The organism is Acinetobacter sp. AR_0276 (genome assembly GCF_003000705.1).
Taxonomy (GTDB): domain Bacteria; phylum Pseudomonadota; class Gammaproteobacteria; order Pseudomonadales; family Moraxellaceae; genus Acinetobacter; species Acinetobacter nosocomialis.
The window spans coordinates 3,611,879-3,633,559 of sequence record NZ_PSQO01000004.1 but is presented as its reverse complement, the minus strand read 5'-3'; the positions used below and the strand labels follow the sequence as shown (position 1 = coordinate 3,633,559).

The 21,681-nt window shown below is 37.3% G+C and carries 26 protein-coding genes; 2 read left to right on the top strand and 24 right to left on the bottom strand.

The window, feature by feature from the left end:
- Nucleotides 1–11 precede the first annotated feature (11 nt).
- The gene (locus CSB87_RS18380; protein WP_004887462.1) at nt 12–1,031 is read right to left on the bottom strand and encodes a helix-turn-helix domain-containing protein; all 1,020 of its coding nucleotides are present in this window, start codon (nt 1,029–1,031) and stop codon (nt 12–14) included.
- Between the two features lie 121 nt (nt 1,032–1,152).
- On the opposite strand from CSB87_RS18380, the gene CSB87_RS18375 reads away from it, so the two are divergent.
- Entirely contained in the window at nt 1,153–2,700 is a 1,548-nt protein-coding gene (locus CSB87_RS18375; protein WP_079377778.1) for a flavin-containing monooxygenase, read from the top strand.
- Between the two features lie 46 nt (nt 2,701–2,746).
- Entirely contained in the window at nt 2,747–3,658 is a 912-nt protein-coding gene (locus CSB87_RS18370; protein WP_004887467.1) for a lysine exporter LysO family protein, read from the top strand.
- On the opposite strand, the gene pyrF is transcribed toward CSB87_RS18370, so the two are convergent.
- From pyrF to CSB87_RS18255, 23 genes are all read right to left on the bottom strand, one after another.
- Nucleotides 3,655–4,353, bottom strand: coding sequence for an orotidine-5'-phosphate decarboxylase (gene pyrF / locus CSB87_RS18365; RefSeq protein WP_006580789.1), 699 nt, complete (start codon nt 4,351–4,353; stop codon nt 3,655–3,657). The two genes, CSB87_RS18370 and pyrF, sit on opposite strands and share 4 nt — an antisense overlap.
- A 168-nt stretch (nt 4,354–4,521) precedes the next feature.
- Nucleotides 4,522–4,887, bottom strand: coding sequence for a lipopolysaccharide assembly protein LapA domain-containing protein (locus CSB87_RS18360; protein ID WP_002049904.1), 366 nt, complete (start codon nt 4,885–4,887; stop codon nt 4,522–4,524).
- A gap of 24 nt (nt 4,888–4,911) precedes the next feature.
- On the bottom strand, nt 4,912–5,214 hold the full coding sequence (locus CSB87_RS18355; protein ID WP_002050043.1) for an integration host factor subunit beta: 303 nt from the start codon (nt 5,212–5,214) through the stop codon (nt 4,912–4,914).
- Between the two features lie 156 nt (nt 5,215–5,370).
- The gene (rpsA, locus tag CSB87_RS18350; protein WP_002050239.1) at nt 5,371–7,044 is read right to left on the bottom strand and encodes a 30S ribosomal protein S1; all 1,674 of its coding nucleotides are present in this window, start codon (nt 7,042–7,044) and stop codon (nt 5,371–5,373) included.
- Between the two features lie 104 nt (nt 7,045–7,148).
- Entirely contained in the window at nt 7,149–7,835 is a 687-nt protein-coding gene (gene cmk, locus CSB87_RS18345) for a (d)CMP kinase (RefSeq protein ID WP_002049899.1), read from the bottom strand.
- A 10-nt stretch (nt 7,836–7,845) separates the two neighbouring features.
- Nucleotides 7,846–8,286 carry an SRPBCC family protein gene (locus tag CSB87_RS18340; RefSeq protein ID WP_106105126.1) on the bottom strand — a complete coding sequence of 147 codons (441 nt, stop codon included), beginning with the start codon at nt 8,284–8,286 and terminating at the stop codon, nt 7,846–7,848.
- Between the two features lie 69 nt (nt 8,287–8,355).
- Nucleotides 8,356–8,859: a tRNA adenosine(34) deaminase TadA gene (tadA, locus tag CSB87_RS18335; protein ID WP_006580788.1), complete on the bottom strand. Its 504-nt coding sequence runs from the start codon at nt 8,857–8,859 to the stop codon at nt 8,356–8,358.
- A gap of 6 nt (nt 8,860–8,865) precedes the next feature.
- Entirely contained in the window at nt 8,866–9,990 is a 1,125-nt protein-coding gene (locus tag CSB87_RS18330) for an enoyl-CoA hydratase/isomerase family protein (protein ID WP_006580787.1), read from the bottom strand.
- A complete protein-coding gene (gene ung, locus CSB87_RS18325) occupies nt 9,987–10,700 on the bottom strand; it encodes a uracil-DNA glycosylase (protein ID WP_002049829.1) in 714 nt (237 codons plus the stop codon). The genes CSB87_RS18330 and ung overlap by 4 nt, the downstream gene beginning before the upstream one ends.
- 50 nt (nt 10,701–10,750) lie before the next feature.
- Nucleotides 10,751–11,347, bottom strand: coding sequence for a 6-pyruvoyl trahydropterin synthase family protein (locus CSB87_RS18320; protein WP_004887474.1), 597 nt, complete (start codon nt 11,345–11,347; stop codon nt 10,751–10,753).
- 229 nt (nt 11,348–11,576) lie between these two features.
- Complete coding sequence (gspK, locus tag CSB87_RS18315; protein WP_004887476.1) at nt 11,577–12,536, bottom strand: type II secretion system minor pseudopilin GspK; 960 nt, start codon at nt 12,534–12,536, stop codon at nt 11,577–11,579.
- On the bottom strand, nt 12,536–13,351 hold the full coding sequence (gene gspJ / locus CSB87_RS18310) for a type II secretion system minor pseudopilin GspJ (protein WP_004887477.1): 816 nt from the start codon (nt 13,349–13,351) through the stop codon (nt 12,536–12,538). Before gspJ ends, gspK begins: the two co-directional genes overlap by 1 nt.
- A complete protein-coding gene (gene gspI, locus CSB87_RS18305) occupies nt 13,351–13,731 on the bottom strand; it encodes a type II secretion system minor pseudopilin GspI (protein ID WP_004887479.1) in 381 nt (126 codons plus the stop codon). The genes gspJ and gspI overlap by 1 nt, the downstream gene beginning before the upstream one ends.
- Nucleotides 13,721–14,272, bottom strand: a complete 552-nt coding sequence (locus CSB87_RS18300; protein ID WP_002049902.1) for a type II secretion system protein — start codon at nt 14,270–14,272, stop codon at nt 13,721–13,723. The genes gspI and CSB87_RS18300 overlap by 11 nt, the downstream gene beginning before the upstream one ends.
- A gap of 9 nt (nt 14,273–14,281) precedes the next feature.
- Nucleotides 14,282–14,890: a TetR/AcrR family transcriptional regulator gene (locus CSB87_RS18295; protein ID WP_000375838.1), complete on the bottom strand. Its 609-nt coding sequence runs from the start codon at nt 14,888–14,890 to the stop codon at nt 14,282–14,284.
- A gap of 37 nt (nt 14,891–14,927) precedes the next feature.
- On the bottom strand, nt 14,928–15,701 hold the full coding sequence (locus tag CSB87_RS18290; protein WP_004887481.1) for a TatD family hydrolase: 774 nt from the start codon (nt 15,699–15,701) through the stop codon (nt 14,928–14,930).
- Nucleotides 15,702–15,718: 17 nt separating this feature from the next.
- A complete protein-coding gene (locus CSB87_RS18285) occupies nt 15,719–16,060 on the bottom strand; it encodes a PilZ domain-containing protein (protein WP_001183024.1) in 342 nt (113 codons plus the stop codon).
- Between the two features lie 12 nt (nt 16,061–16,072).
- Nucleotides 16,073–17,053: a DNA polymerase III subunit delta' gene (locus CSB87_RS18280; protein WP_004887483.1), complete on the bottom strand. Its 981-nt coding sequence runs from the start codon at nt 17,051–17,053 to the stop codon at nt 16,073–16,075.
- Nucleotides 17,054–17,064: 11 nt separating this feature from the next.
- The gene (gene kdsB, locus CSB87_RS18275) at nt 17,065–17,826 is read right to left on the bottom strand and encodes a 3-deoxy-manno-octulosonate cytidylyltransferase (protein ID WP_004887485.1); all 762 of its coding nucleotides are present in this window, start codon (nt 17,824–17,826) and stop codon (nt 17,065–17,067) included.
- 9 nt (nt 17,827–17,835) lie between these two features.
- Nucleotides 17,836–18,846 carry a tetraacyldisaccharide 4'-kinase gene (gene lpxK / locus CSB87_RS18270; RefSeq protein ID WP_004887486.1) on the bottom strand — a complete coding sequence of 337 codons (1,011 nt, stop codon included), beginning with the start codon at nt 18,844–18,846 and terminating at the stop codon, nt 17,836–17,838.
- A gap of 2 nt (nt 18,847–18,848) precedes the next feature.
- On the bottom strand, nt 18,849–20,576 hold the full coding sequence (gene msbA / locus CSB87_RS18265) for a lipid A export permease/ATP-binding protein MsbA (protein ID WP_006580783.1): 1,728 nt from the start codon (nt 20,574–20,576) through the stop codon (nt 18,849–18,851).
- Nucleotides 20,573–21,001 carry an ExbD/TolR family protein gene (locus CSB87_RS18260; protein WP_004887492.1) on the bottom strand — a complete coding sequence of 143 codons (429 nt, stop codon included), beginning with the start codon at nt 20,999–21,001 and terminating at the stop codon, nt 20,573–20,575. The genes msbA and CSB87_RS18260 overlap by 4 nt, the downstream gene beginning before the upstream one ends.
- A gap of 15 nt (nt 21,002–21,016) precedes the next feature.
- A complete protein-coding gene (locus CSB87_RS18255; protein WP_004887494.1) occupies nt 21,017–21,652 on the bottom strand; it encodes a MotA/TolQ/ExbB proton channel family protein in 636 nt (211 codons plus the stop codon).
- Nucleotides 21,653–21,681: the final 29 nt, after the last annotated feature.

The window sequence follows — 21,681 nt, the reverse complement described above, 5'->3', positions numbered from 1 at the left end:
AAGAGTTATGCTCAGTAAAACTCTTTTCCATATTGCCGAGGGCTCTGTCCAAACCATCTTTTAAACGCATGATTAAAAGCGGCAGGTTCAGAATAACCAAGTGCTTCTGCAATAACTTCAATTGAATACTCTTTATATTCCATAAGCTTAAGCGCCTTATTCTTGATAATCTGTTCACGAATTTGTTTATAACTCGTATTAAGCTGCTGCAATTGATGCCTTAATGTCCTTTCAGGCATTTTTAAAGCAAAAGCGGTTTCCGCCATGCTCGGGATAATTCCTTGTTGTAGCTCTAAATAATCTTGCACATATTGAATAATAGGTGGTATTAGATGATCTTGTTCATTTAATCGTTTAATTTCTTTAATACATTTAGCTTCATAGATACGATGAGTAATAATATCTGCTGAAGGAATTTTTATATCAAGTACATTCCTACTTAGGCTAAATGCTGCATGTGTAGAATTAAAATGCAGATCATCTCCATAATATGAGAAATATTGAGCAACAGTATCTGGATTAGTAGGTTTAGGAAATGGCAAATCTATACGCATATTAGGCATTAATAAGCCCATCATGGTGTAAATATCTTGAATAAATTTATAAGTCCCTGAAATTTCACACTGGGCACGAAGTAAACCAATTTCTGTTTTTAAGTCGACCGGTAAATAGTTAAGAATGATATGTTTTTCGGTTTCTTGTAAACTCAAAGTGCCAAATAAATGAGTGAGTTTTTGATACTGTATCCCTTTTTCCAGGGCAGTTTGTATATCTTGACTTGTTACAAGTAGCATTAACAATGGACCATAACCTGCTAATGCATAGTGTTGCCCAATAAACAAACCTTTCTCAGGATCAACATTCTCACTAATAATTTGTTGTATATCCCATTCCAAACTGTCATGAATTGTTGAGCTTGGGTCTAAGGAATCTACTTTTATACCTATATCTGCCAAACGTGAGTCGACATCAATGCCCGCATTGCGCATTCCTTGAATTAAATAGATTAAACCAAGTGCCGATCGTTTCATTCTTCTATCAATTTCCCTAGACTGAAATGTTTTACTATAAAGAAGTAATAAAATTAATTGCCGAATATATCAATTTTCACGTCGGTACAATCATGTTTAAACTGTTCAAAAGAAGTTAGTCTTGCCTGCAATCCTCTTTAGCGCATATGCAGGGTTTCCAATGCTAAATTCAAAACAACATGCTACTCAAAAAACTAAAATCGCAATTATTGGGGCTGGATTCGGTGGCCTTGCAATGGCTATTCGTCTATTACAGAACAAGCAAACAGATTTTCTTATTTTAGAAAAATCCACTGATGTAGGAGGAACTTGGCGAGAAAACAGGTATCCAGGAGCTGCCTGTGATGTACAGTCACACATGTATTCTTTATCTTTTGCACCTAAAACAGACTGGTCAAAACGCTATGCTGAAGCCCCTGAAATTTTTGATTATATTCAAGATATAACTAATAAATATCAAATAAAAAACTACTGTAAGTTTAATCATGAAGTTACACATGCACAGTATGATGAAACGCGACATGTATGGATGTTAGATTTTGCCAACCAACCTTCTCTAGAAGCACAATTTGTAGTATTTGCATCTGGTCCATTACATATTCCACAAATCCCTCATATTCAAGGTATTGAAAAGTTTAAGGGTAAAGTTTTTCACTCCTCCCAATGGGAACATAGCTATAGCCTAAAAGGTAAATCAGTTGCTTCGATTGGTACAGGTGGTAGTGCGATTCAATATATTCCAGAAATCGCAAAAGATGTTAAGCAACTATATGTCTTTCAAAGAACAGCAGCATGGGTTATTCCACGTGATGAGCGCAAATATTCAAGCTTAAGTAAAGCATTATTCAAATCTTCTAATATTTATCGCCAACTTCATCGTAGTCGCCTTTATTGGAGTAACGAATCACGCGTTGTACCAATAGTTCAGCCTCAAATCATGAAGTATGGCCAAAAATTGGCAGAAGCATTCATACGCTTCCAAGTAAAAGATAAAGAATTAGCTAAAAAACTTACCCCAGACTTTGTGATGGGCTGTAAACGTATTCTTATTTCAAATAAATACTTCCCGACATTTAACCGTAAAAATGTGGAATTAGTGACGGATAGTATTCAAGAAATTAAAGAACACAGCATTATTACAAAAGATGGAAAAGAAAGATCTATCGATTGTTTGATTTATGGGACTGGCTTTATTACAGATCCCCGAATTTACTTAAAAGATTTTACTTGTATTGGTCGTAACCAAATTGAATTAAAGCAGGCGTGGAAGAACGGTGCAGAAAGTTATTATGGAATAGTGACCAAGAATTTCCCTAACCTATTCCAGCTGCTTGGACCAAATACTGTTTTAGGACATAACTCGGTTATTTTTATGATTGAGTCTCAAGTTAATTATATTTTACAACTTATTGAACTCGTAGATAAATCTGGTCAACACGCTGTAGAAATTAAACCGGAAGTCCAAGATACTTTCAATGAAGAAATACAGAAACAACTTCAAGGTACCGTATGGCAAGCAGGCGGTTGTAATAGTTGGTATCAGGCTGCTGATGGGAAAAACTTTTCTTTATGGCCAACTTATACTTGGAAGTATTGGTTAGAAACCCGTAAAGTTAACCCCCAAAATTATTTACTGCTAAATAAGTTCTCTAAGAGCTATGCAGCATAAAATGTTCAATACATAATAGATAGGTTAATAACAATCTATCTATTATATGCAATCTGTTAGCCTCATTATTCAAATTTTTATTGTAATAGCTTTTGGATACTTTCTTGGCCCTAAACTCTCATTAAATATTCGGCAGTTTATTTTTAAAATTTTACCCTATTTTTCATATATTTTACTAACAAGTGTTGCTTTAGAATTAACACTTGCACTTGATCAAATTAATAATCCATCTACTATATTACCACCAGCCCTATTAATTGCATTTACAACATCTTTTGGCTCTTTTTTTACTTGTTTAATCGCCTACGCAATTTTTGATAAAGAAAGTGTTAAAGGAAAAATTTCACTTCAGCTTTTTATCAATGCTCTAAAAAATATTGCTAAGGCATTTCTAGCTTTAACTGTAGGTATCATTTTAGGTATTCTTTTTACTCGACTAAATATACATATTTCATTTAATAGTTGGTATTTGTTATTAGTCTTTATTTTTCTAATTGGCATCGAATTAGCTTTTACTCATTTTAACCGAACATGGTTAAGCTGGAAAATTCTTATTGTACCTTTGGCTGCCTTTATAGGTTCATGTATAGCTGGTTTTCTCAACTATTTCTTATTAGGCAATCATTTTACACTTAATGAAATGCTGGCTTTAGCCCAAGGCTATGGTTGGTATTCAATGTCAGGTATTTTATTTACACAATTACATTCAGCTGAGCTAGGTGGAATTGCATTACTTACAGATCTATTTAGAGAAATAGTTGCAATTTTACTCATGTACACCATGGGATGGCGTTTTCCACGTCCAGCAATTTCAAGTGCTGGTGCCACCTCGATGGATGTAACATTAGCAATGGTAAAACAGTCATGTGGCACACATTATGTACCACATGCCATGATGAGTGGCTTACTTCTAAGCCTACTCGCTCCACTTTTAATTACTGTGTTTTTAAACTTTTAAGCAATTGAAGCAAGAATTGACTTCAACATTTGAGTTGGGTCTTCTGCTTTAGTAATTGGACGACCAATAACTAAATGGGTAGAGCCATCAAGCATTGCTTGTTTTGGAGTCACAATGCGTTTTTGGTCATCTGCATTACTACCTTCTGGACGTATTCCAGGGGTAACTAAAGAGAAATCTTGTCCAATTAATTCACGGAGAATTTTAGCTTCCTGAGCAGAACAAACTACACCATCTAAACCACTCTCTTTAGTCAGTTTAGCTAATCTTTTAACTTGCTCTACAGGTTCAATATCTAAACCAATATCTTTTAAGTCTTCACGCCCCATTGAAGTTAAAACTGTTACAGCAATTAACTGAGTTTGATAATTACCAGCCTTTAAACGCTCTACACAGGTTTCCATCATTTTTCGACCACCTGATGCATGTACGTTCACCATCCACACACCTAAGTCTGCCGCAGCACATACAGCTTGAGCAGTTGTATTAGGAATATCATGAAATTTTAAATCTAAGAAAACTTCGAAATTTTCTTCTTGAAGTTTTTTTACAACAGATGGGCCTTCATGAGTAAAAAGCTCTTTACCTACTTTTACGCGGCATAATGTAGGATCAAGTTGTTCAACAATTTTTAAAGCGTCATATTGGCTTTTAGCATCTAACGCAACAATGATACTCAAGAGACTTTCTTCCATCATATAAAATCAGCGCTATTATAATAGACAAGTCAGCTACTAATAAAGAAAACTATGAAGACAAGTTTTTGAATAAAAAAATATTGATTTTGAATTTAATGAATGAAGAGAAATATAGGGAGGAAATACTACTCTTTATAACCAGATAAAGAGTAGTATTACGAATAATTATAAAGGAGTAGAGTTTTTATCTTGAGGATAAACATCTACCACAGTTTTTTCATGTCTTACATTTGCAGCTGCTTCTGCTGCTGCCAATTGAGCACTTTGAATTTGTTCTTTTCTCAAATGGTCAATATCTTTTCTAAGGCGTTTAATTTCCCAACCTTTTTGGAAAACTCGGAAAACTTGTACACCTAATAAAAGTCCAACTACAATTCCAAGCGCCAAGGTAAGCAACAATAATAAACCTAAACGCATTGCAGGAACTTGAGTAAATAATAAATCAACAGGAAGTTCTGTTGGGTTCTGCAAAACAAGTGCTAAAGAATAGCCAAATACAATAATGAGTAATGCAATTAGAATATAACGCATAGGCACCCCACTTATGAGTTTTATTTATTTTCCAGATTCATTCACTGCATCACGGAGTGCTTTACCTGGTTTAAAATGTGGAACAGCCTTCGCTGCAACATCTACTGACTTACCTGTTTTTGGGTTGCGGCCAACTCTAGGTTCACGGTGGTGTAAAGCAAAGCTACCAAAACCACGGATTTCAATACGATTGTCAGTCGAAAGAGCTTCGATCATTTGATCAATCATGATTTTAACCGCTTCTTCCACCAATGGTTCAGCCAAGTGTGGATTTTTTAGCGCAATGCGTTCAATCAAATCAGACTTATTAAGAGCTTCAGTAGTCATCTACGACCTCGTTATTTATTACTACTCTAAGTCGTTTGATAATAACCTGTTTAAATACAAAACGGTAGCGCAGTATGTTGAATACTACGCTACCGTTTACAGTAATTTGTATAAAAAGTACAATTTCGTTACATGAAACTGTACTTTGTTAACTTATTACTTCATTTGCGCTTTGATCAAGTCACCAATAGTCTTAGGACCATTTTCTTGAGAAGCTGATGCTGTACGTAAGTTAGCTACTGCTTCTTTCTCTTCAGCTTCGTCTTTCGCTTTGATAGACAAGTTGATAGAGCGAGATTTACGATCAACGTTGATGATTTTAGCTTCAACTTCTTGACCAACTTCTAAGAATTTAGTTGCATCTTCAACGCGGTCACGGTTGATTTCAGAAGCTTTAAGAGTAGCTTCTACTTCGTCAGCTAACTTAACAGTTGCGCCACGAGCATCAACTGCAGTCACAGTACCTTTAACTAAAGCACCACGTTCGTTAGCAGCTAAGAAATCATTGAACGGATCGCTGTTCAATTGCTTGATACCAAGGCTGATACGGTTACCTTCAGCGTCTACAGACAAGATAACTGCTTCAACAGTGTCACCTTTCTTGTAACGACGGATAGCTTCTTCGCCTTGTTCGTTCCAAGAAATATCAGACAAGTGAACTAGACCGTCGATACCGCCATTTAAACCAATGAAGATACCAAAGTCAGTGATAGACTTGATTGTGCCTGAAACTTTTTCGCCTTTCTCATGAGACTTAGCAAACTCTTCCCATGGGTTAGCACGAGTTTGTTTGATACCAAGGCTGATACGACGACGTTCTTCGTCAACTTCAAGAACCATAACATCAACTTCGTCACCGATCTGAACAACTTTAGATGGGTGGATGTTTTTGTTAGTGTGGTCCATTTCAGAAACGTGTACTAAACCTTCAACGCCTTCAGCGATTTCAGCGAAACAACCGTAGTCAGTTAAGTTAGTAACACGTGCTTTAACGATAGAACCTTTAGGGTAACGGCTCATGATCGCTAACCATGGATCTTCGCCTAATTGTTTAAGGCCTAAAGATACGCGGTTACGTTCACGGTCAAATTTAAGTACTTTAACAGTAACTTCTTGACCAACTTCAACAACTTCTGAAGGGTGCTTGATACGCTTCCAAGCCATATCTGTGATATGAAGAAGACCATCAATACCGCCAAGATCAACGAATGCACCGTAATCAGTAAGGTTCTTGATAGTACCTGTAACTGTTTGACCTTCTTCAAGTTGAGCAAGTAATGCTTCACGGTCAGCAGAAGATTCAGCTTCCATAACAGCACGACGAGATACAACAACGTTGTTACGTTTAGCATCAAGTTTGATTACTTTAAACTCTAACTCTTTACCTTCAAGGTGAGTAGTGTCACGGATAGGACGAGTGTCAACTAATGAACCTGGTAAGAACGCACGAACAGGACCGATGTCAACAGTGAAACCGCCTTTAACTTTACCAGAGATAACACCAGTAACGATTTCGCCATCTTCAAAGATTTTTTCAAGTTTAGTCCAAGTTTCAGCACGTTTAGCTTTTTCACGTGATAAAACTGTTTGACCCATACCGTTGTCAAGAGCTTCAACAACTACGTCAACAGTGTCACCAACCTGAACTTCAAGTTCACGTTGTTCATTTAAAAATTCAGCACGGTCAACAATGCCTTCTGATTTAAGGCCAGTGTCAACAGTAACCCAGTCGCTATCGATGTTTACAACAACACCTTGGATGACTGCACCCTTTTCAACGTTGAGGTTTAATTCACTTTCTTCAAAGAGGGCTGCAAAAGATTCGGTCATGATATACCTGATAAAGTCAGCGGTCTTGGATCAGACAAGGCCGGTTTAGTTAAGTATCAACATAGTCTTTATAGACTGATCAAGCTATGCGTCAACTGATAATCTTAGTTGCTAATAGTACGGCTATTGACATAATCAACCATTAACTTAAATACTTGATCGATCGTTAATTCCGAACTATCAATGATATAAGCATCTGCGGCTGGCTTGAGAGGAGCTACTTCCCGCTCCATGTCTCTTTTGTCACGCGCTTGTATATTAGCTAAAATGTCGTTTATTTTAGCATCTAGACCCATGCCCTGCAACTGTTTTACTCTTCGCTCAGCACGAGACTCTGCCGAAGCTGTCAGGTAAATTTTTGCATTCGCTTCAGGGAAAATTGATGTTGCCATATCTCGGCCATCTGCCACTAAACCTGGAGTTTGCGCAAAGGCTCTTTGACGCTCAAAAAGTGCTTGTCTAAGCTCTGGTATTGCTGCAACTTTAGAAGCATATTCTCCAACTCGCTCTGTACGGATAGTTTGTGATACATCTTCTCCATCAAGGAAAACCAATGTTCCCTCTGCTGAAGTTTCAAACTTGATATTAAGCTGACGAGCATATTTCACACACTCATCTAAATGGCTATCTAATTTTTCCAATAAATCATGTTTATGTAATGACAACCCTAACAAACGATACAAGGCGCCAGAGTCGAGTAAATGAAATTGATAATAAGCAGCAAGTTTTGCCGCTAGTGTTCCTTTACCCGAACCACTCGGACCATCAATAGTAATAATTTGAACTGTCATTGAACTCTCACTAAGAAGCAAATGCTTTAGCTAATCTCGAAAAGCCTAGTGTAATCGCTAGTTTTAGCTGTGCAAGAATTAATTTACTTACAACAGGAGCTTTTGCCGTTAATTCGATACGATAAGTAACCAAAGTAATATATGGGGTTATTTCAGAAAACTCGATACGACCTAAATGGTGCTTAACTAAGGGATTATCAATCAATTTATATTCAATACGCTTGTTTTCTTCGAGATAAGTGATTTCTTCTTTAAGTGGTTTAATCGTACCAAACCCCATACGACGAACAGAACCAACCCCATCGGGTCTTTCAGGATCTACTGAGTCTTTTACACGTACAACTTGTAATGGAGCAAATGCCTTATTGTAAGTTGCATGTTTAGAAAGCAGGTTAAATACATCACTAAGAGTAGCATTAAATTCTTTTTGTATAGTAATTACATTACGCATGAAAGTTCCTTATTTAAATAAATCATGTCAATGAAACGGCGTTAGTTTGCCATAACCACATGACATTTTTTAATCATTTAAGGACGTTTTTTGTTGCTTCTCTTGTTTCTTTTGTTCACGTCTTTGTTTAAAAAAAAGACTTAACTGCTGAGCACATTTTTCATGTAAACATCCCTGCTCAAAAGTAAATTTATGGTTGTAATAACCATTTTCTAATAATTGACGTGTACTCACTAGTGAGCCCGCTTTAGGCTCTACTGTTCCAAATACAACGTGTTTAATTCTTGCATGTACTAAAGCTCCCACACACATTGTGCATGGCTCAAGCGTAACGTACAAAGTCGCGTCTTCTGGTAAACGATAATTTTTTAATAATTGGCAAGCCGAACGAATAGCTTGAATCTCTGCATGCGCTGTAGGATCAGATAAACCAATTGGAGCATTGAAACCAGCTCCAATTAACTTATTTTGGCTTACAATTACAGCCCCAACAGGAATTTCCCCCTGCTCGGCTGCTAATTCAGCTTGCTCGTAAGCAAGCTGCATCCAATACTCATCACTAAATTTAGACATTATTTATTATGACACTACACCATACTGTCTAAGTAATGCATTCCAGCTATCAATAGTCGTAATTGGTGGGTCATCGGCCAAAATGCCTCTTAATGTAAGGTCTTCACATGCTTTCCATTCTGGCGATAAATCTTTATCGACTAAACGTGCACGCACACCTTCCACAAAGTCAGGGTGGCGAATTTTCCATTCAGAAATTTGCGCTTCCAGGTCAAAAACTTCGTCCCAAGAATGAACTTGTTTACCCCATTGCCATAACAACCAAGTAATCGCTGCTGTACTTGGCGAACCCTTTTGTAAGTTTTCACTGGCTTGACGCAACCAATCACTGCTTGCATCGCGTAAGCTTACAATCGCCTGATAGTCTTGTTCAAAACTTGAACCACGACAAACGCTATGGATAACGTCTAAAGAATTTTGCAATGGTCCTGCTGCAACCGGACGGTGCAAGCTATTTAAAGTATCGTCAATCGCACGGAAATCACCTGCAGGATAGTGAGCCCAATTAATATTCAGTACTTTTTGCAGAACATTATCACGTTGTGCTTCGCAAATATGCGTCGCCCAACCAATGCTGTAGGCCCCAGCGGCAGTCATGATAGAACCCGTCAAACCAGTAAATAAACCAATTTGCCCACGGTCAGCAAGGAAACGGCTTGCACCTACATCTGGGTATAAGCCAATATTAATTTCAGGCATTGCCAAACGTGAATATGGTGTAACTAAGCGGAAAGGTGCAGCCATAAACAAGCCTAAACCGCCCCCCATTACATAACCTTCGCCCCATACAACAACTGGTTTTGCATAATTATGCAAAAGTAAATCCAAAGCATATTCTTGCTGGAAAAACTTATTTGCTGTTTCTACTTCTTGATTAATGACCAGCTGACGTAATTTGCGTACATCTCCGCCTGCACAAAAAGCTTTTGGTGTTGTCGAGTCCAACCAAATTGCTTTCACTCGCTCATCATCACGGAAGTCTTCAAATACTCGTAATAAAGCCGTTACGATTGATTCATCTAAAGCATGTAATGATTTAGGTCGATTCAAACGTACTATACGCCAACCATTTTTCGCTTCTTCAACTACCAAATCCGGATGATAGCTATTTACATTGGGAGAGTTCATCATGCGTCCAATTGCCAGTCTATGGGCTCAATGCCATGTTGTTTCAAATATTGATTTGTTTTTGAAAACACTTTGCAACCAAAAAAACCACCACGATTAGCCGCAAGTGGTGATGGATGTGCAGCAGTTAAAACTAAGTGTTTTTCTCTATTTATACGTTGCCCTTTACGTTGTGCATAAGCACCCCATAAAATAAAAACAATGTGCTCGCGTTGTTCATTTAAGACATCAATTACTGCGTCAGTAAACTCTTCCCAACCTTGTTTTTGGTGTGATGTGGGCTGTCCTGCTTCTACAGTAAGTACACTGTTTAATAAAAGTACACCTTGCTCGGCCCATTTGGTTAAATCACCATGACGCGAAATTGGTACACCTAAATCTGTATTTAATTCATGAAAAATATTACGTAAAGATGGAGGTAATGCAACCCCTCTTTGTACAGAGAAACTTAAGCCATTTGCCTGATTCGGTCCATGATATGGATCTTGCCCTAAAATCACGACTTTTACATGATCTAAAGGTGTAATATTTAACGCATTAAAAATTTGTTTACTTGGTGGATATATTGTTTTTTGGGCCTGCTTCTGTTGAAACAGGAAGTCTCGCAAACTATCCATGTAAGGACTCAGCAAAAATGGAGTTAATGATCTTTTCCAGCTTTCTTCTAATTGAACTTTACTGAGTTTGTCTTGCTGTTGCTCAGTTAATTGCATTAATGTCATCCTAGATCAATTTTCATTTCTACAAACAAAAGGACGTTAACTTACACTTCTACTTGTAAGTTAACATATGGATTCTGAAACTTAATCCCTTGTTTTAAATTTTCATACATTTGTGGATCAGTCCATTCAGATTGAACTTGTTCTGAGAAAACAATACCTTCAAGGTTTAGTAGTCCCATTTGTTCATTTTGAATATCTTCAAGAAAACTTTGGGCATACCCTGTATCAGTTTCATGAACAATCACTGAATAAACTTCAACATCACCTTCCCCATTTTGGGTAATGGTTGATTTTAATACTTGCTGAGCTAGATAGAAGAAAATACGAGAAAATTGCTCGGCAGATGGAGACACTGGTAAAGAAATCCAACGTGCACTAAAAGTTTTACAAGCATCGATATATTGTGGATCATCTTTTTCCCAGAAACAAATCGCATGATCAAAACTATCAAAAAGGTCCTTAATCACACCTTTTAATAGTCCAAAATCATATACCATTTGTCCATGATCTAATTTCGAAGCTTTAAGTAATAACTCGACTTTATAACTGTGCCCATGAATCGATCGCTTACAACGATCTGATGTACAGTTACGTACTACATGTGCATTTTCAAACTTAAATAACTTACGAATTAACATGTGCCAAATCGATCATTCCTTCTAAGAACATTATTATAAAGCAAAAGATAAAAACTTCGCACCACTTTTCAAATAGAAACAATTAGCAAAAAGTATGATAAGAGATGTGAAGGAATTTTGAAGATATTGATTTTTACTTTAAATATTGTCTATACAGAAATATGACCTCATCCCTTTTATTAATAAGCTTCAAGTATTACAGACTTAGGAAAAATATCAATAAATTTATTTAGTTAAATGGAACCAAACTCCTTGAGTAGACATATACTTGCTTATCTTTTCGCATTAATGCGCTAGTAAATTGGCGCTTTCTATTGTTTAGAACAACTTCAATTTGAGCTTGAAAGAAGTTAGATTTAACATCAATAAGACCACTTGCCTGCTTTTTCTTTTGACTATCAACCGCTGAAAAAGCACTCAATTGCCACAATTCATCAACATTTTGGAAGAACTTTAAATTTTGCTGTCGCGCCTGTAATTCTTTTTCGATCGCTCCAACATCTAGTTTTTCATCAATACTTGCTAAAACCAATGGTGAAGCAGTATTGATGTTTAATTTCGTATTTTCTGGCAAAGCAGAAATATATGGGGCGATCAAATCATATTTTTTCCCATCAAAGCCTCTAACTAGCTTTAACTCTTCAATACGGTGAAATTTAGTATTCGCAGCCATATAGCTAGGATCTAAGCCTTGATAATAACTACTTTCTGCTCCCATTTGTCCAGCTGGCTCATCATTTGGGTCTTGCCAATCAATCACAGCCTGACTTAGCTCAGCAGGTAAACCTACTCGCACAAGCAAACGTTCAAACCAACTTTTAGCATCTTCATTTACCATACCTTCCCCATTGGTCAAATTATTTAAGTTAAATTTCCCGGACTCATCAAGCAAACGCCCTGAGACAGAACCATCTTCTACTGGGAACGGTGGCATAGGTTGTGCCCATGTCTCTTTTAAATGATCTACTCCACCCGCATTATTTGCATCTTGAATTAATAACTCCGAAAAAAAAGCTTCTGCACTTTTTGCATAGAGCAAAGATTGATTTTGACGCATTAAATAAGCTGTATTTTCCATAGTATTATTTTGATGTTTGGCAATAGAAGCAGCTAAAATTGTAGCCAAGGCAACCATAATAAGTATTGTCAGTAAAGCGACACCCTGTTGGTGCTTATAATTTTTAAACATTATGAGCCACCTTGTGGGGAAAGCGATAAATTACTTTGATTTAAGCTATAGATCCATTCATAACTTACTCCTGCTACAGTAAGTTGAATTTTTATTCCTTTCGGTAATTTTTTCAATTCGTTAGGCTTTGTTGGATCAATATTAACCTCAGGCCACTTTGTTACCTCTTGCGGAGTCAAAACCATAATCTGATATTGGTCAACCTGACTTAGCAAGGTACTCGATAAAGGTTGCTCATTATTCGAAGTATTCAAATTTGTATATTTAAGACGATATAATTTTTTTTGGTCTGCATCATAACGATATTCAATTCGTTCAAACGGTGATAAACCTTGTTTTAAAGGATCCGTTACACCTGCTTTGCTAAAACGCAGAATTTGATTATCAATTTCTAAAGCTGGATGAAGTTGGCCACCTTGATTTGCAGATAAAGGAATAATTTGCAGACTATCACGAAGAATTTGTTGATAAGCATCTTGTAACTCAAACAAATGCACTTCATGTTCAGCATTACGGTCACGAACTTTAAGCAAGTAATCGAAAATTTTCCACCCCAATAAAGATAAGACCGCAAAGATAGCAATCGCAACTAACAATTCAACCAACGTAAATCCTAAGGCGCGAGTTAATCGAGCATTGCTCGATCGCGCCGCAAGACGAGAAACCATGTTTCGAGTGTGAGGCTCTCTAAAGCGAAGCTTTGTCTGAGCGTAAGACGAAGAGCTATGCCCAGAGTAGTCAGTCGGAATAACACCCGACTGAGCTCTAAGATGAGAAGCAATGCTTTGAATTCGAAAATTCTTATTTTTTATCATTATTTTGCTTTCACTGGATAATTAAAAAAGACCATATGAGTAATACCGTTTTGTACTTTTCCCTTATCCGGATCATATAAGCTAACTTGTACATCAATTTTTTGAACATTAGGGCTAACAGTTGATTCAGCTGATTTATAAATCTGCCAAGTCTCTCCTTGAGAAGTTACTTGCTTAGTTTGAGTGCCCTGCAGCCACTCTTGATTAATCTCCATCATAGCAATTTCATTCATAGCTACAAATTGAGCTTTAGTTCTTAAAATGGCATTAGAAGTAGACTGAGTGTACTGCATTGCCACTTTAGTTAAAGCAACAGCTGCTACTGCAAAGATTGCCAAAGCAACCATAACTTCTAAGAGGGTAAAGCCTTTAGATTTCATTTATTTTACCCAAATGATCTATTTGTATTTCTGAACCAATCGGTTTTTGCTCTAGATAAAATTGTATTTTGACGGTCTTGGCTTCTCCATTGCCAAACCAGATAAGCTGAGGTGTTTGTCCACCAACCAAATCGGTATTTTTAGCTTTAGAATAATTCTCACCATCTAAAGGCTGTACTGAAAAAGACACATGCGCAGGAAGTTGTCGTGTTTTAAATTCGGTATATTTCTGCCAGCGATTTTTTAAGTCTTGTACTTGTAAAGTGCTTTGATCGTGATATTCGTATAATTCATAAGAAAATGGTGAGACATCTGTCTCACCATGAGTTTCTAAAGCTAATACACGTGATTGGTCTAGTGATTCTTTATTAATTTTCTGTAAATCGAGTAAAAATAACTCTCTTGCCTGCATTGCCTTTTTTTGGTCTATACCACCGATATTCAATACAACAAGTGAAGTCATAATTGTCATAATCACAATGACTACCATCACCTCTATGAGGGTAAAGCCTTTTTGTGATTGAAATGATTTCAATTTCATATTGACCTATTAAGCGTATTGTTCAACTGCTTGTTTCGGTAAGGCCAACGCCTGATCAATATAAGCTACTCTCAAAGTGTCTCTTGAACCCAAATAACGCTGGTAAAAACTTGAATTCAGAATTGCCGCAGCTCCATGAGTAAGGGACCAAATTGAAGCCAAGTAATCTCGCGTAGTCATATGACTCTGGATTGATTCTAAATAATGATCAGTCATACGAATAATAATACGTAAGCGCTGTTTTCTTACTTGATACAGTTCATTAAAAAGATGATGCACACCTTGTGCTGTAATCGAAAGCTTTTCTTCAATTTGATGGAACAAAACTGTTCGTTCCGGGTGGTGCAAATGATGCAACATAAAGAAAGCCAAATGCTCTGGAAAAGCTTTCTCAGTGTCTTGGACCATTTCGAGTAACATGCGCTCATTACGAATAATCAACAACATGTACAATTCATCTTTGCTTTGAAAATGTTTGTACAAAGTACCTTTTGCCAAATCAAGCTCAGCAGCCAGCACATCAAGTGTCATTCCGGCTTCGCCATTTTCTAACAACAACTGTTCCGCAACTTGAAATATTAACGCTTCTCTTGCTCGGAACTGAGCTTGACGGTCCATCTTCACGCAATTACTCTCTTTGTATAGTTTCTATAAGTTAAATCGCTTTGAGTAAATTTTCGAAATTTTGCGAGGTGATTCTTGCAATTTCCTCAACCGATTTATCATATACCTCACTAAGTGCTTTCGCTACATAGGGTACGTATTTTGGTTCATTTGTTTTACCACGATATGGCACTGGAGCCAAATAAGGACTATCTGTTTCAATTAAAAGTCGATCTAAAGGCACTTGCTTGGCAACATCTCGTAAATCTTGAGCATTTTTAAATGAAACAATACCTGAAAAAGAAATATAGTACCCGCAATCTAATACAGCTTTTGCTGTTTCCCAGTCTTCAGTAAAACAGTGCAAAATACCATGCGTAGATTGTTCAGCTCGAATAATATCTACCGTATCATGTTTTGCTGAACGCGTATGAACAACTACTGGCTTTCTTACACTTTTAGAAGCTTGAATATGTCGAGCAAAACAAGCCTTTTGCTCATTAATAAAATCAGTGCTATGGTAATAATCTAGGCCTGTCTCACCTAAAGCCCACACTTTTTCTGATTGAGCTAACTCAGTCAGATACTCAGTCGTTGCTCGGGCCATGATGTCTACATCCTCACAAGGATGCACACCAACGGTATACCCAACGTCTTCATGACGCTTTGCGATTTCAGCTAAAGCAATATGATCATCAAGGTCAACTGAAATTGCCATAAACTTAGAGACACCTTCTGCTCGCGCAGCAGCAAGGGCAAGATCTAAATCACCATTATAAGGTGTTAAATCTAACATTGTTAAATGGCAATGGGTATCAACAAACACTGTTCTTTCCTATCTGCTTACATAGTATAACTTGGACGATCTAAAGACATACTACCAGCTAAAATCCGTTCAGCCTCAGCTTTATAGTAAATGCCTTTATCACCACTTAATTGGATTGCGAAGCCTTGAGGCTTAAAACCACTTTGCTTATGTGAAATCCACACTACTTTACCAGTTAAAGGGATTTTTTGTGATTGTTCTGGTAACGTAGCTAAAATAAAAATTTCTTGCCCCATCTTCACCTTTTGCTTCGATGGCACAAATAAGCCCCCACCTTGTACGTACCCCATATAGCTTGCTTGTAAGGTTGCTCTATCAGGAATATTGACCTGAATAATTCCACCCATTTGTGGTTGCATTATAATTTCCCCTTAAACGTTCATTAATTTTATAAAAAGTTGATCTATGATGAGTTGTGTTTGTACATTTTGTTCAACTAATCTTTTAGATTGCTGCAATTCCTCATAAAGACTGAATAAGCTCTCTAAATTATAGTTTTGCGCCAATTGAACGTACTGTAAATCTATATTTTTCTGTGGTTGATTGAGCTTGACACAAATTAAATCTCCTAACAAGTATTCAAGAAGCATCATAAAATCACTAAAGTTAAGCTCTTTTTGCCATTTAACCGAATAAAATAAAGGCATGTTTTTTTGATTAACTACCTTAGTCCAGTCTTCTAAAAAGGACTGTCTTTTCGCAAACCAATCACTCGTGGCAATTTCAACTGCTTGTAAAGGCATATCATTAGAAAGACCTAACAATAATTCAGGTGGCACTGACGCAATTTCAGCCAAATGCTCATTTAGATAAGATGTTGCCTGCTCATATGAAATACGGTCTAAAGCAAAATGCTGTAAGCGACTTCGAATGGTGGCTGGTAATTTCAAATAGTGATCAGCCAACAAAATTAAAACAACACGCTCACCGGGTTCTTCTAAAGTTTTTAACAGCGCATTTGATGATGCAAGATTTAAAGCTTCGGCTGGTTCAATAACAATAACACGCCATCCTTCACCAGTTTGCTGGACAAATGGCAATAGATCTCGAATTTTTTCTATTTTAATTTTTGCATTCTGTTTTTTATTTTCTTCATCAGTCGTGATATGAACATAGTTCGGGTGCGTGTCTGATTTTAACCATTGACAGCTACTACACTCACCACAAGCCCCCTGAGGCTGTTTATTTAAACAAAGGACCCATGCTAAAAAATGCTTGGCAAAAGCATGCTTACCACAACCTTGTTTACCATAAAATAATAAGCCATGCCCAATATTAGGAAAACGTGTTGTTAACGTTTCCCACATTGTCTGTTGCCACGGATAAACCTTAGAAGTCACATTCTGATTCATTAAATTAACACTTACTCAAAAGACTCAACAGGCAAATTATTTAGACGGTCAAGATCGGCTTGGGTATCAACACCCGGCGGTAAATTTGCTTCTGCTACAGCAATAGCAATACGGTGCCCGTTTTCTAAAACACGTAATTGCTCAAGACTTTCCAACTTTTCAAGTTTACCCATGTCCCATGTAACATATTCTTGTAACAAGTTCACACGATAAGCATATAAACCTAAATGACGAAATGCTTGGGTATGTAAAGTTGGTTCAGCTTGTTTAGCACCATCTCGATCATAAGGAATAGTTGCACGACTAAAATATAAAGCTTCATTTTGATTAGACATAACCACTTTCACAATGCTATCACGCTGAAATTCATCCAATGCATGAATAGGCTCACATAATGTAGACATTGAGCAATTTGGTTTGTCAACCAGAAGCTTGGCAACCTGTTGAACAAGTTGAGCTGGTAGTAAAGGCTCGTCACCTTGTACATTTACAATAATGTCATCAGCATTCCATCCTTTAATACGAGCAACTTCGCTTAAACGATCTGTCCCCGATGGATGGTCAGCACTTGTTAAAACAACATCAACACCCTCTGCACGGCATATTTCAGCAATACGCTCGTCGTCAGTTGCTACACATAAATCATCGAAGCCTTCAACTTTCTTTGCCTGATCTACGACACGTAAAATCATAGGACGATCATGAATAAGTAACAATGGCTTACCTGGCAAACGCGAACTTGAGAAGCGTGCTGGAATAACGATGTGTTTCATTTTTTCTTCCTAAGATATTTGAATATCAAGCTTTTGCAATTGCTGATTTAAAACCTGATAGCACTCTGCAGACAAAACTGCTTTAACAGGTACGACCCAAATAGGCCGTTTAAATTCTGGATACTTTTCAAGTAAAGGTAACAACTTAACCGCATCTTTTTCAGTCGTAATGATAGGCTGATCATCATTAAATACAAGGTCATCAATAACGTAATCATGATGATCACGAAATGCATGCTCTTGAAATTGATTTACACCTAAACCTTTAAGTGTTTGGTAAAAGCGCTGAGGAAAACCAATACCCACTACTGCATGGTAATTATTTTGTGTATTGAATGATAATTCAATTGCTGAAGAAGGATTCAATAAGTAAGGATGCCCCGCTTCTAGATGCATATACATTGCTGTTGAAGGGGCAAATGTATGTTCGATTACTGTACCCGTTTTTAAACGTTCAGCAGGTTCACGCAAATAGCCTTCTGGTAATAACTTTCTATTTCCAAGTCCACGATTTTGATCAAGCACAATCCATTCTATTTGACGACCTAAAGCCCAGTGTTGTAATCCATCATCACTAATAATTAAATCTAGTTTTGTGGATGCTAATAATAACTCGATTGCAGCCTGTCTATTCGGTCCTACTGCCATAGGCACACCAGTTGACTGTACAATCAAAGCAGGCTCATCCCCTGCTTCAGCTGCCTGACTGGCCGATGTTACCAACATAGGAAAAGGACCAGCTCCACCATAACCGCGACTAATTACGCCTACTTTTACATTATGCTGTTTTAAGTAATTGACTAGTTCTATTAATAATGGAGTTTTGCCACTACCACCTACTGTAATATTGCCAATTACCATGACTGGTAGAGGTGCACTATAGGTTTTTTTTAAACCTGAATTATAAAAATAACGATTCAATAAAAACCCAGCACGATACAAACATGACAACGGACGCAAAACAATCAACCAACTTGATTGCTTATTCCATGCGTTTTGTATTAGCTGGGCCAAAGACATGCTTAGTTGTCCTCAAAATTACGCTGATGTAATTGATAATAAGCACCATGCTTAGCAAGTAATTCTTGATGAGTGCCTTGCTCAACAATTTGTCCACGATCTAATACAACAATACGATCTGCATTTTCAATTGTAGATAAACGATGAGCAATCACAATCGTTGTACGGTCTTGCATCGCCTCATCAAATGCTTGCTGAATAAAATGTTCAGATTCATTATCAAGCGCACTTGTCGCTTCATCTAAAATAAGAATTGGTGCATTTTTCAAAATTGCACGAGCAATTGCTATACGTTGACGTTGACCACCAGATAAGTTTAGACCTTGTGCACCTAAAACAGTATCGTAACCATTTGGTAAGTTCATAATAAAGTCATGGGCGTAAGCAGCTTTTGCTGCTGCGATAACCTCTTCATCACTTGCATTATGTAACTGACCATAAGCGATGTTTTCACGTACAGTCCGGTTAAACAAAACAACTTGCTGATTAACCATTGCAATTTGTGTGCGCAAACTTGAAAGTTCTATATCACGTATTGGTAAGTCATCTAAATAAATTTGACCACTTGAGACTTCTTGAAAACGTACCAACATATTCACTAATGAAGTTTTACCAGCACCCGAGCGCCCTACCAATGCAACTGTCTCACCTGGGCGAATATTTAAAGAAAAGTCTTTAATCGCCTGAGTACCATCAGCATAGTTAAGCACAACATGATCAAAACGAATTGCACCTTGCAATTGAGGTTTAAGTTGACCGGTATTTTCTTCTTCAGGTAAATCTAATAATTCGAAAACTGAATGTGCTGCCGCTAAACCACGCTGCAACTTTTCATTAATGTCAGTTAAGTTTTTAACAGGTTTAGAAAGAAGTCCTGCTGCTGTAATATACGCAACAAACTCACCAGCACTGGTATTTCCTAAAATTTGTGGTCTTAAGGCTAACCATACAATAAGAGCCATTGCACAAGCCATTACAACTTGAACAACAGGACTATTTAGGTTTTGTACAATCACCATTTTTAAACCGCGTTTTAGATTCTCTTCAGACGACTTATAAAAACGCTCTTGTTCTGAGTCTTCACCAGCGAAACTTTTAACAACTGCATTACCACTAATACTTTCTTGTACGACATGGTTAACATCGCCCATAGTGTCCTGAACTTGCAGTGAAAGTTTACGCATTCTTTTTGATGCTTTGCGCACCAAAACCCCAATAATAGGTAAGAACACCATAATACAAAGGGTCAGACGCCAATTTGTATAAAACAAATAACCTAGTAGCCCCAATGTAATCATACCATCACGAACAATAGTTTTTAATGATTCAGATGAAGCAGCTGTGAGTTGCTCAACGTTATACATAATTTTAGCTGTAATATGTCCCGAAGAGTTATCGAGATAATATTGAGCCGGCAGTCTTAAAAGCTTTGCATAAACTTCTTGGCGAATACTAAAAACTAAACTACGGGAGATAACAGCAGTATAGTAGCCGCCCATAAATAGGCCTAAGCCACGGAAAAATACTAATAAAATGATTAATAAAGGGAACCAGTCTAGATCCGCTCTACTCGCATTTTGAATGGCATCAATAATAAATTTAATGAGCTTAGCAACAGAAACCTCTGTTGCTGAGTTCATACCGAATCCGATAAGAACTAATAAGGCCACGCCCCAATAAGGTTTTAAATAGGATATGAGACGCAAATAAACCTTAAAATCTTGATTCACTCAGAAAAACCTCTAGAAGGAACTTTGGTACTAATATTGATGTTAACAAAACCGAGTTGTCCTGCTACATCCATAACACGAATAACATCCTGATGAGACGCTTTTGCATCTGCAGCGATGATAAACATAAAATCACGGCGCTCTTGAGCAATTTGCTTAATTGCAGTGCTCAAATCAGCGACTTCCTTGGTAGACAATGCTTGACCATTGACAGCGTAATGACCGCTAGAGTCTACCACGACTTCAATTTTATGATCGTACTGTTTTGGTGGGACGCCTTGGGCATCTGGTAAAGTTAGATTGATGCGACTTGGCTGATTAAAAGTGGTAGATAACAATAAAAACACCAGAATGAACAATAAACAATCAATCATGGGCGTTAGATTGATATGAATGTCTTCAACTTGAGAACGTTTAAACTTCATATTGCTACCTACCCATCAACCAACACGGCGATGTTCTTGCACAACAGAAGAACGTTTATAAAACAATGATGCATGAAAGAGTGTAGATTGTTGCTCTAACTCCGCAATGTAATTTTGTACCACTCTCTGAAAATAACGATAAGAAATAAGTGCAGGAATTGCAATGAGCATTCCAACCGCTGTCGTGATCAAGGCCTTTGAAATACCAGGAATCATTAAACTTGGACTACCTGCCGAACCAAAATCAATCACGAGAAAAGACTCAATAATCCCTACAACTGTTCCAAGTAACCCAAGCAAAGGTGCTATAGCACTTAAAGTTCCCAAGAAGTTAATATTTTTTTCTAAATAAGAAATTTCTTGAGAAGCCATTGCTTCCATTTGAGCCCGAGCAAATTGCTCTCCATGCTCCTGATGCTCAAAACCAGCTTTTAGAATATTTCCTAATGCTGTACTTGAGGCATCAGTATCTTGCTCCAAATTTGTAATGATATGAGAAATATCTGCACTACCATCACTCATCAGTGCTTTAGGCAAAACTTGTGAACGTCTCAAACGTATAAAACGTTCAATACTAATAGCGACCGTTAAAATTGAACACAAAATTAAAGGCAGCATTAACCAGCCGCCCGCTTTCACAAGTTCCCACATATTTTCTTCCCCAAGAATATAAATTAGAA

Bases quoted from the DNA above. Each gene is read 5' to 3' on its own strand.
- CSB87_RS18285 (WP_001183024.1), bottom strand. From the start codon at position 16,060: ATGCAACCACAAATGGGTGGAATTATTCAGGTCAATATTCCTGATAGA.
- CSB87_RS18330 (WP_006580787.1), bottom strand. From the start codon at position 9,990: ATGATGAACTCTCCCAATGTAAATAGCTATCATCCGGATTTGGTAGTT.
- kdsB (WP_004887485.1), bottom strand. From the start codon at position 17,826: ATGAAACACATCGTTATTCCAGCACGCTTCTCAAGTTCGCGTTTGCCA.
- rpsA (WP_002050239.1), bottom strand. From the start codon at position 7,044: ATGACCGAATCTTTTGCAGCCCTCTTTGAAGAAAGTGAATTAAACCTC.
- CSB87_RS18355 (WP_002050043.1), bottom strand. From the start codon at position 5,214: ATGACTACTGAAGCTCTTAATAAGTCTGATTTGATTGAACGCATTGCG.
- CSB87_RS18370 (WP_004887467.1), top strand. From the start codon at position 2,747: ATGCAATCTGTTAGCCTCATTATTCAAATTTTTATTGTAATAGCTTTT.
- CSB87_RS18320 (WP_004887474.1), bottom strand. From the start codon at position 11,347: ATGTTAATTCGTAAGTTATTTAAGTTTGAAAATGCACATGTAGTACGT.
- CSB87_RS18295 (WP_000375838.1), bottom strand. From the start codon at position 14,890: ATGGACCGTCAAGCTCAGTTCCGAGCAAGAGAAGCGTTAATATTTCAA.
- gspK (WP_004887476.1), bottom strand. From the start codon at position 12,536: ATGTTTAAAAATTATAAGCACCAACAGGGTGTCGCTTTACTGACAATA.
- CSB87_RS18260 (WP_004887492.1), bottom strand. From the start codon at position 21,001: ATGAAGTTTAAACGTTCTCAAGTTGAAGACATTCATATCAATCTAACG.
- CSB87_RS18380 (WP_004887462.1), bottom strand. From the start codon at position 1,031: ATGAAACGATCGGCACTTGGTTTAATCTATTTAATTCAAGGAATGCGC.
- ung (WP_002049829.1), bottom strand. From the start codon at position 10,700: ATGCAATTAACTGAGCAACAGCAAGACAAACTCAGTAAAGTTCAATTA.
- CSB87_RS18255 (WP_004887494.1), bottom strand. From the start codon at position 21,652: ATGTGGGAACTTGTGAAAGCGGGCGGCTGGTTAATGCTGCCTTTAATT.
- CSB87_RS18280 (WP_004887483.1), bottom strand. From the start codon at position 17,053: ATGAATCAGAATGTGACTTCTAAGGTTTATCCGTGGCAACAGACAATG.
- pyrF (WP_006580789.1), bottom strand. From the start codon at position 4,353: ATGGAAGAAAGTCTCTTGAGTATCATTGTTGCGTTAGATGCTAAAAGC.
- CSB87_RS18360 (WP_002049904.1), bottom strand. From the start codon at position 4,887: ATGCGTTATATTCTAATTGCATTACTCATTATTGTATTTGGCTATTCT.
- CSB87_RS18300 (WP_002049902.1), bottom strand. From the start codon at position 14,272: ATGAAATTGAAATCATTTCAATCACAAAAAGGCTTTACCCTCATAGAG.
- gspJ (WP_004887477.1), bottom strand. From the start codon at position 13,351: ATGATAAAAAATAAGAATTTTCGAATTCAAAGCATTGCTTCTCATCTT.
- tadA (WP_006580788.1), bottom strand. From the start codon at position 8,859: ATGTCTAAATTTAGTGATGAGTATTGGATGCAGCTTGCTTACGAGCAA.
- cmk (WP_002049899.1), bottom strand. From the start codon at position 7,835: ATGACAGTTCAAATTATTACTATTGATGGTCCGAGTGGTTCGGGTAAA.
- gspI (WP_004887479.1), bottom strand. From the start codon at position 13,731: ATGAAATCTAAAGGCTTTACCCTCTTAGAAGTTATGGTTGCTTTGGCA.
- CSB87_RS18340 (WP_106105126.1), bottom strand. From the start codon at position 8,286: ATGCGTAATGTAATTACTATACAAAAAGAATTTAATGCTACTCTTAGT.
- lpxK (WP_004887486.1), bottom strand. From the start codon at position 18,846: ATGTCTTTGGCCCAGCTAATACAAAACGCATGGAATAAGCAATCAAGT.